This window comes from Marinomonas primoryensis, from assembly GCF_013372285.1.
GTDB classification, from domain to species: Bacteria; Pseudomonadota; Gammaproteobacteria; order Pseudomonadales; family Marinomonadaceae; genus Marinomonas; species Marinomonas primoryensis.
This window is the reverse complement of record NZ_CP054301.1, coordinates 3,464,192-3,478,408: the sequence shown is the minus strand read 5'-3', so window position 1 is coordinate 3,478,408 and position 14,217 is coordinate 3,464,192. Positions and strand designations below refer to the sequence as shown.

At 43.8% G+C, this 14,217-nt stretch carries 15 protein-coding genes; 11 read left to right on the top strand and 4 right to left on the bottom strand.

Going from position 1 to position 14,217, the window contains the following annotated elements; genetic code table 11:
- Positions 1–48 precede the first annotated feature (48 nt).
- Together chrA and MP3633_RS16180 are read left to right on the top strand one after the other, a co-directional pair.
- A complete protein-coding gene (gene chrA, locus MP3633_RS16185) occupies positions 49–1,230 on the top strand; it encodes a chromate efflux transporter (protein WP_176336308.1) in 1,182 nt (393 codons plus the stop codon).
- Between the two features lie 260 nt (positions 1,231–1,490).
- Positions 1,491–1,775: an oxidative damage protection protein gene (locus MP3633_RS16180; protein ID WP_176336307.1), complete on the top strand. Its 285-nt coding sequence runs from the start codon at positions 1,491–1,493 to the stop codon at positions 1,773–1,775.
- A 110-nt stretch (positions 1,776–1,885) separates the two neighbouring features.
- Here the strand turns inward: MP3633_RS16180 and MP3633_RS16175 are convergent, their stop codons facing one another.
- A complete protein-coding gene (locus MP3633_RS16175) occupies positions 1,886–2,242 on the bottom strand; it encodes a flagellar basal body-associated FliL family protein (protein WP_244959704.1) in 357 nt (118 codons plus the stop codon).
- Between the two features lie 219 nt (positions 2,243–2,461).
- Between MP3633_RS16175 and MP3633_RS16170 the strand changes: the two genes are divergently transcribed.
- The 5 genes from MP3633_RS16170 to trmB all read left to right on the top strand — a co-directional run bounded on the left by MP3633_RS16170 (position 2,462) and on the right by trmB (position 5,836).
- Entirely contained in the window at positions 2,462–2,968 is a 507-nt protein-coding gene (locus tag MP3633_RS16170; RefSeq protein ID WP_176336305.1) for a disulfide bond formation protein B, read from the top strand.
- 103 nt (positions 2,969–3,071) lie between these two features.
- On the top strand, positions 3,072–3,542 hold the full coding sequence (gene rsd / locus MP3633_RS16165) for a sigma D regulator (protein ID WP_112141225.1): 471 nt from the start codon (positions 3,072–3,074) through the stop codon (positions 3,540–3,542).
- Positions 3,514–4,497, top strand: a complete 984-nt coding sequence (locus tag MP3633_RS16160) for a WD40 repeat domain-containing protein (protein WP_176336304.1) — start codon at positions 3,514–3,516, stop codon at positions 4,495–4,497. Before rsd ends, MP3633_RS16160 begins: the two co-directional genes overlap by 29 nt.
- Complete coding sequence (locus tag MP3633_RS16155; protein WP_176336303.1) at positions 4,498–4,962, top strand: DUF423 domain-containing protein; 465 nt, start codon at positions 4,498–4,500, stop codon at positions 4,960–4,962. It begins immediately after the preceding gene.
- Positions 4,963–5,122: 160 nt separating this feature from the next.
- Positions 5,123–5,836, top strand: a complete 714-nt coding sequence (gene trmB, locus MP3633_RS16150; RefSeq protein ID WP_176336849.1) for a tRNA (guanosine(46)-N7)-methyltransferase TrmB — start codon at positions 5,123–5,125, stop codon at positions 5,834–5,836.
- A gap of 89 nt (positions 5,837–5,925) precedes the next feature.
- Here trmB and MP3633_RS16145 read toward each other — a convergent pair whose 3' ends face one another.
- Positions 5,926–6,324, bottom strand: coding sequence for an H-NS histone family protein (locus MP3633_RS16145; RefSeq protein WP_112141214.1), 399 nt, complete (start codon positions 6,322–6,324; stop codon positions 5,926–5,928).
- Positions 6,325–6,694: 370 nt separating this feature from the next.
- On the opposite strand from MP3633_RS16145, the gene MP3633_RS16140 reads away from it, so the two are divergent.
- Positions 6,695–8,857, top strand: coding sequence for a Tex family protein (locus MP3633_RS16140; protein WP_176336302.1), 2,163 nt, complete (start codon positions 6,695–6,697; stop codon positions 8,855–8,857).
- A gap of 424 nt (positions 8,858–9,281) precedes the next feature.
- Positions 9,282–9,770 (top strand): REP-associated tyrosine transposase, encoded by a 489-nt coding sequence (locus MP3633_RS16135; protein ID WP_176336301.1) that lies wholly within the window; start codon positions 9,282–9,284, stop codon positions 9,768–9,770.
- Between the two features lie 353 nt (positions 9,771–10,123).
- Here MP3633_RS16135 and MP3633_RS16130 read toward each other — a convergent pair whose 3' ends face one another.
- Positions 10,124–10,717 carry an FMN-dependent NADH-azoreductase gene (locus MP3633_RS16130; RefSeq protein ID WP_176336300.1) on the bottom strand — a complete coding sequence of 198 codons (594 nt, stop codon included), beginning with the start codon at positions 10,715–10,717 and terminating at the stop codon, positions 10,124–10,126.
- 169 nt (positions 10,718–10,886) lie between these two features.
- Between MP3633_RS16130 and MP3633_RS16125 the strand changes: the two genes are divergently transcribed.
- A complete protein-coding gene (locus MP3633_RS16125; RefSeq protein ID WP_176336299.1) occupies positions 10,887–11,816 on the top strand; it encodes a LysR family transcriptional regulator in 930 nt (309 codons plus the stop codon).
- A 109-nt stretch (positions 11,817–11,925) separates the two neighbouring features.
- On the opposite strand, the gene MP3633_RS16120 is transcribed toward MP3633_RS16125, so the two are convergent.
- Positions 11,926–12,480 (bottom strand): MSMEG_1061 family FMN-dependent PPOX-type flavoprotein, encoded by a 555-nt coding sequence (locus MP3633_RS16120; protein ID WP_176336298.1) that lies wholly within the window; start codon positions 12,478–12,480, stop codon positions 11,926–11,928.
- A 320-nt stretch (positions 12,481–12,800) separates the two neighbouring features.
- Here MP3633_RS16120 and glmU point away from each other — a divergent pair, with 320 nt between their 5' ends.
- Positions 12,801–14,168, top strand: coding sequence for a bifunctional UDP-N-acetylglucosamine diphosphorylase/glucosamine-1-phosphate N-acetyltransferase GlmU (gene glmU, locus MP3633_RS16115; protein WP_176336297.1), 1,368 nt, complete (start codon positions 12,801–12,803; stop codon positions 14,166–14,168).
- Positions 14,169–14,217 lie beyond the last annotated feature (49 nt).

Sequence of the window (14,217 nt, the reverse complement as noted above, 5' to 3'; positions counted from 1 at the left end):
GAATGCGCGTTCTAGGGTGCGCGACGACAAAATTTATTGGAAGTGACAATGCCCCATCAAAATCCCCGCTATTTTCAACGTGTATCAGAGGTCTTCCTTTCGTTTTTACTGCTTGGCTTCACCAGTTTTGGTGGGCCGGCGGCGCATTTAGGGTATTTTAATCAAACGTTTATCCAGCGAAAAAAGTGGGCGAGCGATGTCCAATATGCGCAATGGGTAGCATTAAGCCAGATTGTTCCAGGCCCTGGTTCTAGTCAAGTTGGCTTTGCTCTAGGTTATCATCGAGCAGGTTATCTGGGTGGCTTGGCTGCGTTCATCGGTTTCACTTTGCCTTCTTTTATTGTCATGGTGTTATTGGCTCAGTTTGGTAGTCATTGGCAAGGCAATACCGTGTTTGATGGCGTCGTTCATGCCTTAAAGCTGTTGGCGGTTGTCGTGGTAGCGGATGCTTGTGTCAGCATGTGGCGTTCATTTTGTCAGTCTAAAACAATGGCGACTATCGCTTTGTTTAGTGCGGCGTTTATTGTGTTTTATCCATTTGGCTTTGCGAGTCTGATTGTTTTATTCATGACGGCTTGCGTTGGACTGCTTACGCCTTCTGTTATTTCAGCCACCGATGAACCTTTGCCTAAAATTAGAGGGGCAGGGTTAGTGTTTGTCTTGGCGATATCGCTGTTTCTTGTCAGTTTTGTGTTGGATACGGGGCTGAGTGGTTTGTTTGCTGACTTTTATCAGGCGGGTGCGCTGGTTTTTGGCGGTGGCCACGTTGTTCTCCCAATGCTGTCAGCCTTTGTCGCAGATACCGTGTCTGATGCTAACTTATTATTAGGCTATGCGGCGGCTCAAGCGGTTCCGGGACCTATGTTTACCATGGCCAGCTTTCTGGGGGCCTCGGCTGTGCCTGGAGGTGCTAATCCTTGGGTATGGGCGATGGTTGCGACAGTAGCGGTATTTTTATCGGGCTTGTTACTTATGTTGAGTGCTCAAAGTGTATGGCAGGGGTTGTCTCGCCATGCGCGCTTTCGTTCTGCAGTGGGCAGCCTGAACGCAGCGGTAGTAGGCATATTAATAGCGGCATTGTATCACCCCATCGGCACATCAAGCCTGGTGAGTTGGTGGGATGTTGTTGTGGTGGGCCTAGGGTTTATTTGGTTGAAGTACAAACGCCCACCCATCCTGCTTTTGATTAGTGTATTTATCCTGCTTGGACTCGCTCGAAGTTATTTGTAGTGGTTTTTTAAAAACTGACCCCCTCCCAACCTCCCCCTTAACAGGGGGAGGAGCTTAAAGTTCCCTCCCCATATCTGCAAGGGGAGGAGCTTAAAGTTCTATTCCTCTTAGTAGAGGGAGGTGTGTAATATTCCCTCCCCTTTCTTCAAGGGGAGGGTTAGGGAGGGGTTACTATCTTGGCTTATTCACATGAAGCCTTGAATTTTGCTGTGTTATCGCCATTATTCATTTCATACCCTATATGATGGCGAGTGATCCTTATGGCGAATACTGTTTTTTGTAAAAAGTTTCAGAAAGAAATGGAAGCGCTAGATCGCGCACCATTACCAGGTGCTAAAGGTCAGGAAATTCTACAAAACATTTCTAAGCAAGCGTGGCAAGAATGGCAGTTGCTGCAAACCATGATGATCAATGAAAAGCAGTTAAATTTGATGCAGCCTGAGTCACGTAAATACGTAATGGAGCAGATGGAGAAGTTTTTTAATAACGAAGCGACCGAGAAGCTGTCTGGTTACGTTAGTCCGGATGACATTAAAGAGTTGTAATCTGCTTTAGTACGAATTTGCTTTTGCTAGTTGAAATAAAGCGTCGCTTGTTGGTGTTATTTTACACAACAACAAGCGGCGCTTTTTTATTGCTTAATCTATTGTTTATTTTATTGAGTGACGAAGCTCGCAAATAAAATATCTTGGACCGGCGTTGTTCCTGTTTCTTCTTCCAGCGCTGTGTTAACTGCAATAGCAGCATCTGCGCGCGTTTTCTCACGTGCGATGGCACCGGTGACTTGTTCTGTGGTCCGAGAGCTAAGAAACATGACTATGGCATCTCTGACCAGTGGCATGTTTGCTTCAATTAACTCTTTCTTGGTTTCATCTGTGCGAATGCTTATGCTGGTTTTAATGTATTTAAGTTGAGATTCATTGCCTATGTGATTGACGACAAAATTAGGTTTTAACTCTACATAAGCCGGTATCGGTTTTTCGTCTTCTTCTGCATAGCTTATGCTGCTCATAACGCTGCAAAGTAGTAGTAGCGCGAATGTGCGTGGCTTGTTAGATAGGGACATCATCAATGACATGTTAGGCTCTCGTATTCATTCCAATTGACAGTATACTAACTGGCATTAAAGCGTTGTGTCAGTAGGTATTTTGCACTTTTCTATTTTGCTGCTGTCTTAAGTTTTGTTATTTAATTAAAAATGTCCATTTAGTCAGTTTAGGGATCTTCGTATATGTTTGCGTTTTTATCTGCTCGTCGTTTTCATGGTTTGGTTGCATTGACGGCTTTTGCCCTTTTGGCGGTGGCTTTTTACATGGAATATCAAATGGCGCTTGAGCCTTGTCCTCTTTGTATGTTGCAGCGCATTTTCTTTTTCTCTATAGGGATTGTGTCTTTGGCATCTGCCTTAACGTCCAGTCAAAAAGCGCGACAAGTATGTTCTTGGGTTGTGGTGGTATTGTCTTTGTTTGGCGCGGCCTTGGCTGTGCGTCATTTGTATTTGCAAAGCCTTCCAGCGGATGAGTTACCAGCGTGTTTACCAGGGCTGAGTTATATGTTCGACGTGTTTCCGTGGCAAGAAATTATGCAAGCCATGGTGATGGGAACGGGTGAGTGTGGTGACGTCGTTTGGACCTTTCTGGGTATTAGTATTCCCGGTTGGACCTTGGTGGCTTTTGTCGGCATGGCCTTCATAAATATTCTTATTGCGTTACGTGTTAACAAAAAAACATTTATCTAATAAAAGGTTACAAAACCCCTCAGGCGATTGTCTTGCAGGAGATTACGTATCGGAATATGCTTGAGATAAGCTAAGAATAATGAACACCTGATGGAGTTATCATATGTTAGAAAGTTGTAAAACAGCCCAAGAGCGATGGGGCGGAGTTCATGTGATTATCGATCGTTGGTTAGAGCAGCGTCGTCAGTTAATAGAAATGTGGGTGTATTTACGTGATCGTGGTGAATTTACGCCGACGGACACGCCTAAGATTCTAAGCGTGTGTGAAATGCTGGTGGATTATGTTTCAGCGGGTCATTTTACTGTTTATGAGCAGCTCGCATTGGAGGCGAAGGAATTTGACGATGATGGGGCTTCTGAGCTGTTGCGCAATTTATTGCCTCTTATAGACAGCTCAACAGAAGTGGCTATTGAGTTTAACGACAAATATGACACGAAAGAGCATTGTAATGCTCAACTTGAGGCTTTGCCTTTTTCATTACAAGCGTTGACGCTGGTAATGGTTGATCGGTTTCAATATGAGGATCAGTTAATTAAGGAATTACATGAAGCGCACAGTGAAAAAAGCGCTTAAGCTTAGTTTAATTGTTTTTTGTTCTGCGGTGCTATTGTCTTGTTCCGCAGAGGCCCCAGTTCGAACGGCAAAATACGCTGTGCAGGGTTTATATTCTGCAGTGCTGAGTGATGATGGCTCGTCTGCCTTAGTTGGTTCTATTCAGCATGGTGGTAGTTATTGGGTAAACGCCGTCAATGAACGTCGCTTTAATTGGAATCATGCTCAAGGTGAATACTCCTCGATCATTGGTGTCGATATCGACCCGAGTGGCCAATATGCCGCTACTGGCGGCTCTCGTACGTTAGTGTTATGGAATACGACGACGGGTAAGTCAGAAGGGTTTTGGACTACACCAGGTGATGTTCAATCGGTCAAACTGACTCAAAACGGCGATTACGCCTTAATTGGGTTAAACGATCAAACTGCGCGTTTCTTTGATGTTAAACGAGGTGGTATTAAACAAACATTGCGCACGGGGTCTACGGTGCGTGCGGTTGATATTACACCGGATGGAGCGCTGGGTATCACAGGTGACGATTCCTCGAATGTGATTCTCTGGGATATGCAATCCGGTGAAAAAAAATACGAATGGCCCCTCAGTAATCGTATTGGCAGTGTGGCATTGTCGGCCGATGGTAAATACGCGTTCGGTGCGGCCAAGTTAGGTAATGCAAAAATTTGGTCGACTAGAACGGGGCAAGAATTAACCGTTCTCGATACCGGTGCATTGAAATACCGTAATATCACGATTAGCCAAGCTGTTTTCTCTCAAGACGATAGATCCATTCTTATTGGTGAAGTGAACAGTAATGTGTCTCTCGTTCAAGTAAGTACCGGTATTATTCAAAAAGAGTGGACTCTTTATACTCCAAAAGGGCGCCCTTCCGGTGCCAGTGTGATTGCATTGGCGTTTGGTGCGGACAGTCGCTATTACGCCATTGGTAGTAATGGTTATCTAAACGTGCTGGAATAAATGATGTCTAATGAAAAACCTGAGGCAGTTGTTTCTTCTTCAGTCAAAGAACCTATAAATAATAAACCTTCAACGAAAGCGCTTTCTAAGTGGGCGGCTTTTTTCGCCATTCAAGCGGCTATATCAGTTGCCGCTGGTGCGTTTGGCGCTCATGCCCTAAATGACATGCTTAATGTTAAAGCACTTGGCTGGTGGCATACCGGTAGCCAATATCTTATGTACCATTCGCTCGCGGGCCTTATTGTCGTTGCCTTGTCCTCTTATGTACCTTCTTGTAAAAGCATATTAGTTCTATTTTTTATAGGTAATACGGTATTTTCAGGCAGCTTGTATATCATGGCATTAACGGGTTACACGTTTTTAGGTGCGGTGACACCCATAGGTGGTCTGTGCTATTTGGTTGCCTGGGTTTGCTTGGCTTGGCGTTTGTGGCGATCAACTGCACCTAAAGTGGCATTAGACTAGACCGCATAGAAAACAAAGCACAGGACAGAATGTTGTTTTTCGGGTAATATACCTGCCCGCCAGATCACCATAAAATCATGGTCGATAAATAACCGAATTGAGTCTAATGAGCATAACCGTTAGGTTCTTTACTATAGAACACATTAAGCGATTCGAAACCATGCAAGAGCAAAATACAGACATTCAAGAACCCATTAAAAAACGCACCATTCGTAGCTTTGTTGTACGTGGTGGGCGAATGACGGAAGGTCAACAGAAACACTACGATGCGAACTGGGCGATATATGGATTGAATCTTGCTGATGGTCGAATTGACTATGCTACTGTGTTTGGTCGCGAATCGGATGTGGTGCTTGAAGTAGGCTTTGGTATGGGCGCGTCGCTGGTTGAAATGGCGAAAAATGCGCCAGAGAAAGATTTTATCGGTATCGAAGTGCATCCGCCAGGTGTCGCCAAACTGATGATGCTGGCAAAAGAAGAGGGTATTACTAACCTACGGGTGTATTGCGATGACGCCATAGAAATCATGGCAAATTGTTTACCTCAGAACACCGCGAGCGCTTTCCAATTATTTTTCCCTGATCCTTGGCATAAAAAGAAACACAACAAGCGCCGTATCGTTCAGCCTTTATTTGCTCAACAAGTAGCGAATGTATTAAAAAATGGCGGCCACTTTCATATGGCAACGGATTGGCAACCTTATGCAGAATACATGATGGAAGTGATGGAGGTTCAAGAGGGTTATCAAAATGCGGCAGGAAAAGGTTTGTATCATCCTCGTCCGGAATGGCGGCCACTAACTAAATTTGAACAACGTGGTGAGCGTTTAGGCCACGGTGTTTGGGATTTGATTTATACTAAAATCAGAGATTAAAGCTTATAAGTAAGCACTTAAGTTACAGAAAATAAAAAAGCGACTTAATTAGTCGCTTTTTTATTTTTCATGATGCTAGAAATAAAAAGTTATTTAATTTCTACGCTATCACGGCTATTACCCGCATCAAAATACGCTTGGAATACTTTCGGTGTACGGCCACGGCCAGTCCACTCATGTGTTTCGCCTTCAACGGTTAGGCGATATTTTGGCTCAACCGTTTTGCCTTTTGCTGCGCCAGCTTTAGGAGTGGTTAGCAAGGCTACTTCTTCCATGGTTAGGCCGCTTTTAGCGATTAGGTTTGCAATTTCTTCTGCACGAGCAGATTTAAGTGCAAGCTCTGCATCGTACGCTGCTGCTTCTTCTTTGGCTTTTTCAAGCGCGTTGTTGAAGCCAGCAATTAGGTTTTCAAGTTGTGCTACGCTCAACTCTTTTGCGGCTGCGCGTGCTTTTGCTTTATTGCCTGCTAATTCTAGTAATAAACTCATTGGTGTCCCCTTTATCTGTTAAGAACTGGTTGTCTCTTAAAAACTGGTTGGTCCTGCACTGAAAAAGAGATCCATCCTTTACACTCAGTGGTGTGTTAAAATTAATACATTCGAATTTCCAGAAGTGTAAAAATAAAACGCTTTCATGACTGACTGTGAATCTTAACCAGAGAAAAAAGTAGTGTTTTATCGTGTATTACACATTGAGTATTAATTCATATCTTTAAAAACATTGAATTACTATCAATACATTGTGGCTTGATTTTATACTATTTCAAGTTTGTGTGGGGATTCTAATAAAAAACAACCTAATATGCTAATCAAATAACGTGTCTAAATGGTTAGAAAAGTGTAAATAATAGGGTAATGAATGAATTCTATATCTGATAACTTAAGCCTAGAGTTTTCTATATTAAAAAAGTACGGCGATAATATTATCCAATTATTTGAAGAAGGGGCGACAGTGCCCTTCATCGCTCGATACAGAAAAGAAAACACAGGGGGGATGAGTGATATTGATTTACGCTCTTTTTATGATAGATGGCAGTATTTAACTGAATTAAAAAAACGTAAAGAAAGTATTCTTTCTTTGCTGGCAGAAGATTCTAGTGTCTCGGATGTAATAAGAAAAAAAATACAAAACGCCATTTCTAAAAATGAACTAGAAGATTTGTATTCACCCTTTAAAAAAGCGCGTAAGACAAAAGCGGATGAAGCAAAAGAGCAAGGGCTTCAGCCCTTGGCAGCGCAGATATGGGCAGGGCAGTGGTCTGATAGCGTGTCTGCTATTGAGGCATGGTGTAGGCAGAATAAGGTCATAGTTTCTGCTGAGTTAGCGTTAGCCGGGGCAACTGAAATACTAAACGAAGCCATTTCGAACGACAGCGATGTTTTAAAGCAAGGGCGTATTGAGTTACTCAAAAATGGCGTGTTAACCAGCCGTGTTTTACGGGGTAAAAAAGAACAAGGTGAAAAGTTTAGAGATTACTTTGATTATCAAGAGGGTATAAGTAAGGTGCCTCCTCATCGTTTACTCGCTCTATTTAGAGGAAAAAAAGAATCAATATTAAAACTAAGCGTTTCCTTGAAAGGCGAAAAAAATTACCCTGACGCATTAGTATTCCCTCATCTCAATCAAATGTTTGATACGACGGAACTAGGCTCTCAGCGAATATCTTCTTTACAGCGTCGATATTTAAACATTGCTTGGGAAAATAAGCTGCTTCCTAAATTAGAAACGGATGTTCTTTCTCAACTTAAAGAGCGGGCGGAAGGTGGCGCTATTCAAGTATTTTCCGATAACCTTCAAGACTTATTAATGGCGGCGCCTGCAGGTGCCTATCGTGTATTGGGTGTCGACCCTGGCTTTCGTAATGGGGTTAAATTGGCGGTGATCGATGAGCAGGGTGGTTTGCTAGATCATGATGTTATATATCCTCATGGGCCTCAGAACCGTGTTCAAGAAGCGAATGGGGTACTTTCCCAGTTGATTCATAAACACAATATTGGCTGGGTCGCGATTGGCAATGGTACGGCCTCACGGGAGACTGAAGCGCTAATCAGAACGCTCATTACTGAGTCAAACCTAGATTGTCGTACCGTGGTGGTCAGCGAAGCAGGCGCTTCTGTGTATTCGGCGTCTCCTATTGCGATTCAGGAGTTTCCGGACTTAGACGTCACCATTCGCGGCGCCGTTTCTATTGCTCGACGTTTTCAAGACCCGCTTGCAGAGTTGGTGAAGATCGATCCTCAGGCTATTGGGGTGGGCCAGTATCAGCACGATGTCAAAGTCTCTCAGTTGTCCAAATCCTTAGCCAATGTCGTAGAAGATTGCGTAAATAAGGTGGGTGTGGACATTAATCTCGCGTCAGTGTCTTTATTATCCTACGTGTCTGGTTTAACCCATCGCTTGGCGCAAAATATCGTGGATTATCGTCAGCAAAAAGGGCGTATAGAGTCTCGTACTGAGCTGTTAAAAATCAAAGGTATTGGCGATAAGTGTTTTGAGCAATGCGCTGGCTTTTTAAGAATACTGAACGGTAAAGAGGCATTGGATCAATCTGGTGTTCATCCTGAGTCTTATGAGCTTGTTAAACATATGGCCGCGCATTTATCTTTAAAAGCGCATGATTTACTAAACAATAATGGCGCGTTACAGCAACTAAGGCAATTGGCGCCAAGCTTTGCTCAAGCCGGTGATTTTACCTATTCCGATATTTTGACCGAGTTAGCAAAGCCGGGACGAGATCCTCGACCAGAATTCCAATATGCTTCTTTCGACCAAAGCGTGCAGAAGCTTGAGGATGTACAAGAAGGGATGACGCTAGAAGGTGTTGTGACGAATGTGGCGGCGTTTGGCGCTTTTGTTGACCTCGGTGTGCATCAAGATGGATTGATTCATATTTCACAGTTAGCAAACCGATTTGTGAAAGATCCACGAGATTTTGTGCGTGTTGGTCAAGTGGTAAACGTGACGGTTTTAGAGGTAGATGTACAGCGTAAGCGTATTGCACTGAAAGCCAACGGGCTTTAATAGATATACTTTTGTTCGTTCTTCGCCTTATAAGATCTAAGGGTTGGGTAATGTTGTTGGTGATTTCGTGGTGGGTGGTTTTCGTAGGGCATCATGAACGAAGTGGCTCTTGTTCGAAGGTAATGCTGTTGACGGCTTAGCCGTCAGATCACGCCTCGTTCCTCGGCTAATCTGACCTACGAGGTGGGTTGGTGTTGGATGAGGTGGGTGGGTGGTTTTTGTAGGGCATGATGAACGAAGGGCTCTTGTTCGAAGGTAATGCCGTTGACGACTTAGCCGTCAGATCACGCCCGTTCCTCGGCTAATCTGACCTACGAGGTGGGTTGGTGCTGGATGAGGTGGTGAGTTTTTGTAGGGCATCATTAGCGCAGCGTGATGTGCCGTTTTAGGTTTGTTGGTTTGTGATTTTTTGAAGGAGGCATGGATGCCTAGGTACATTAGAAGTAAGCGTTTTGGTGGTACGTTTTTCTTTACGGTGACGTTGAGGGATCGCCACTCTTCTGTGCTGGTTGATCATGTTGATCTTTTGCGTGAGTGTGTCCGTCATGTTAAATCGAAGCGGCCATTTGATATTATTGCGTGGGTGGTTTTGCCAGATCATATTCATGCAATTTGGCGGTTGCCGGAGGGAGATAATGCTTTTTCCCTACGGTGGCAGTTGATTAAGATGTTGTTCACCAAAAAATTAAAAGAAAGAATGCATGACAAGGAAAGTGTTTGGCAAGGTCGTTTTTGGGAGCATGAGATCAAGTCAGGTGACGATTTGAGAGCCCATATCCATTATTGTTATTTAAATCCCGTCAAACATGGTTACGTTTTATCAACACGTGATTGGCCGTATTCAAGTTTTCATCGCGATGTTAAGTTAGGATTGTTTGATATTCATTGGAATGGTTTGTTAGAGCTACCATGAGCGCATAAACATCGTCAGATCACGTCTCGTGCCTCGGCTAATCTGACCTACAAGACCTACGGGGCGGTGGTTTGATTCTAGGGTTTCATAGGGCATCATTAGCGCAGCGTGATGTGGCGTTCTTGCAGGTCATCGTTAACCGTCAGATCACGCCTCGTGCCTCGTCTTATCTGACCTACGGAGTGTCGAATTTATGATGTTCTTGTAGGTTGGATGAGAGAGGTACGACCGTGATCCAACAAGGACTTATAAGTATCTACGGGTGTTGGCGTCATGATGTAAATCTATGCAAAAAAACCGATTAGAAGGTTCTAATCGGTTTCGGTCAACCTGTAAAGGTAATCAGGTCGGAATTAAACAGCAACCGCGATTTGCGCTTTTGCATTGTTGAAAGATTCTTCACCTGGTTCGCCCAATGCTTGGCCGCCAGCAATAAAGGTTTCTTTTACGGTGATGCCAATAAAACCTAAGAATGTATTTAGGTAGGGCACTTGGTGATCCATTGGTGTTTCGGCCAAAAAACTACCGCTTGCTACAAACACGTAGGCGTCTTTATTCAATAAGCCAACAGGTCCGGTTTCTGTGTATTTAAAGGTACGTCCAGCGCGAGCAATATAGTCAAAATAAGACTTCAGCGTAGAAGGGATACCAAAGTTGTACATAGGCGCTGAAACGGTGACAACATCCGCGGCTTCGAGTTCATTAATCAGCTCATCTCCAATCGCAACAATTGCTTTTTGTTCTGCGGAACGGTTTTCTTCCGGTGTAAATAAGGCGCCCAATGTTTCGCTAGTGAAATGTGGTAGTGGGTTGGCATCAACATCACGCACAACCACGTTTCCGTCAGGATTTTTTGCTAACCATTTTTCAATGAATTCGTTCGCTAGTTGGCGTGATTTTGAGTTTTCGCCGGAAGCGCTAGAGTCAATACGTAATAAAGTCGTCATTGTAATAAATTCCCAATAATAATGTATTAAGCCTATGTGGCTTGGTTACTTGATAGTGAAATCATCATATATCCAATTTTTTAGATAAAAAAGTGACTTTTCTTGAGGATATTGATCGAAAAATACGATACTTTGTTCTTCCTGTATTCCCAATTTAAAGAGAGCGGCCATGAAAGCCCCAAGAGTCACCCTAGAGCAATGGCGTGTATTGCAATGTGTTGTCGATAAAGGGGGGTTCGCTCAAGCGGCAGAAGCGCTCCATAAAAGTCAGTCTTCGGTCAGTTATACCGTGGCAAAACTGCAAGAGCAGCTAGGTTATCCTTTATTAATCATTGAAGGGCGAAAAGCGAAGCTGACAGAGCGCGGTGAAGTGTTATTGCGCCGTTCACGCCATTTAATAAAGGAAGCGGTAGATTTAGAAGCGCTTGCTCATACGTTGGGACAGGGTTGGGAGCCAGAGTTGGAGCTAGTGGTTGATCAGGCATTTCCGACTCCCGCTCTATTGCGTGCTTTAAAAGCCTTTGAGCCACAAAGCCAAGGGACACAGGTGCAGTTGAAAGAAGCCGTGCTTAGTGGCGGTGAAGAAGCACTCCGAAAAGGAAGTCCAGATTTGGTACTCAGTTCAATCGTACCTAAAGGTTACCTTGCCGATCCGATTGTGGAAGTTGAAATGATCGCTGTGGCGGCCACGAGTCATCTATTGCATAAAGAAGCTGACCCGATTAACAACGAACGCTTAAGTCGAGAGTTACAAATTGTCATACGAGACTCGGCATCCGAGAGTTCAATTGACGCTGGGTGGCTGGGTACTGATCGTCGTTGGACCGTATCTAGCGTGCAGTCTGCTTTAGAAATAGTCACCAGTGGCATTGGCTTTGCGTGGCTACCAAAGGCCGATTTGGAATACGCACTGCAAAGTGGAAAACTCAAAAAATTGAGATTAATCTCTGGTAGCGAGCGTAGCTTTCACATGTATGCCATCTTCGGTAAAGGGGAGCGAACCGGTCCAGCGACGCGTCTTTTGGTAGAACTTCTTCAGGCGGAATGCAATGCTTGCCCTAGACGTTCTGCTCTTTCTCCATCGCCGCTTACGCCTTAATCAAAAGCAAAAGAACCCCAAAAAAGAGAAAGCCGCATATCGCGGCTTTTTTATTTTAAAGAAAAATGGTTTTGACAAAATAGAGGGGTTTGAGCAGAAAATGGAAATGCTACTTCTGAACTTGGTCTTCAATAATACGCAATAGTGACGGAAGGAATGAACGATCCACTTTATTGTCTTCACTCCAAAGCTTGGCAATAGCGATGGCTTTTGGGCAATGAAACAGGAGTTTATGTATGCTTATTTTAACGACCAGTTTAGGTGGCTTCTTATTGTTAGCAAACAAATTCAGTAGTTCGTCATCTGTATGTAAACTGGCTGTTCCTTTAATGCGTACGACTTCTCCAATGCCAGGAATCATGAAAAGCATACCGATGTCTGGTCTTTCTACTATGTTACGCAAACTGTCCAAACGGTTGTTGCCTGCAGAATCTGCAAAGGCGATGGTTTTTGCATCCAAAACCTTTATAAACCCAGCGTCTCCGCCACGAGGCGAGACATCAGCGAATCCATTTTTGTCCGCTGTCGAAAGAATAACAAACGGACAGTTCTGAATAAATGTCGCCGCGTGCTGTTCGACCACATCAATTTCTTTGATTAATGCTAAAGGATGCACTTCGCTATAGCGTTCAGTGAGTTGCGTTAGGTTGGTGATTTTACTCATGCCAATAAAGCTCTTTTTAATAATGTAATTAATTCTCATTATAGTTTGTTTGTGCATGTGAATGGCAAGTTATTTAGGTGTTCAATGTCTAGCGGCAAGATACGATTAGATCGATTCGTTAATCGATATAGCAGACTATTTCCTGACAATCCTTATTACTCAGCCTCTTTGAAATATTATGAATCAGAGTTCTATTGCTCCTTTTTAAAAATTGTCATTTTATTTTTGACAATTTGGGTTGTGGCGATTTTGGCAAAAAGGTCTAATAAGCGCCATTCTCTATTTATTCATAATTTCAAAACACCATACAAGGACGCTTCATGACTCAGGATATCGTAATTCTTGCTGCTGGCAAGGGTAGCCGAATGAAATCGGCCTTCTCTAAGGTGCTACACAATATTGGCGGGATCGCCATGGTTAGGCGAGTTCTTACAACAGCAAGTGCTTTACCTGAATCCAAATTACATCTAGTCGTAGGTCATCAAGGCGAGCAAGTTGAAGCCAATTGTCAGGATTTTTCAGCCAATATCGTTTGGCAAAATAATCCTCAAGGAACCGGCGATGCTTTACGCCGTGTCGCCCCCTTTCTTCGAGCTGGTGGTGCAACACTGACACTTTATGGCGATGTACCGCTCATTCGCGCCAGCACATTAGAAAAAATGACCATGTTGTCGACTTCTAATACTTTGGTCTTGTTAACCATTTCTCTAGATAACCCAACGGGTTACGGACGTATTGTACGTGATGAACAAGGCCGAGTGACGGCCATTGTTGAGCAGAAAGATGCGTCTAAAAGCCAGCTTGCTATTAAAGAAGTGAACACTGGTATTTTACTGGCGCCAAATAATCATCTTCAAACTTGGCTTGCTGCCCTAACAAACAATAACGCACAGGGTGAATACTATTTGACCGATGTGATTGCCATGGCCGCGCGTGATGGCGTTAATATTGTTACTGTCAATCCAGAAAACGAAGCCGAAGTAGCGGGTGTAAACGACCGTGTTCAGCTGGCGGCACTAGAGCGAGAATTACAACACCAACAAGCCATTGCCTTGATGCAAAACGGTGCGACTTTATTAGACCCATCGCGTATCGATGTCCGCGGTGAATTGATTACGGGTAACGACGTGATCATTGATGTGAATTGTGTGTTTGAAGGTAATGTCGTTTTAGGTGATGGTGTTGAAATCGGCCCAAACTGCCACCTTAAAAATTGCAGTGTTGGCAACAATACGATCATTAAAAGCAATACGTTAATTGAAGAAAGTCAGATCGGTGAAGCCTGTGATATAGGGCCGTTTGCACGTTTACGTCCAGGTACACAACTGGCTAATAAAGCGAAGATTGGTAATTTTGTTGAAACTAAGAAAGCCATCATTGGTGAAGGCAGCAAGGTGAATCATTTAAGCTACATTGGTGACACTGAAATGGGTGCCAATGTAAACGTCGGCGCAGGTACCATTACCTGTAACTACGATGGTGTGAATAAATATCTTACTCAAGTCGCCGATAACGTATTTATCGGTTCCAACACGTCATTGGTTGCACCAGTGCAAGTGGCGGAAGGCGCGACGATTGCGGCAGGTTCAACCATTACCAAGCACGTTGGCGAGAAGCAGCTAGCGTTTGCCCGGGCGCGACAAACCAACAAAGATAACTGGCCTAGGCCGGTACTTGTAAAAAAATAGTTTTTTATCTCTAACGTATGTTTTAAACAGGGTTAAAGGTGAGAGCGGA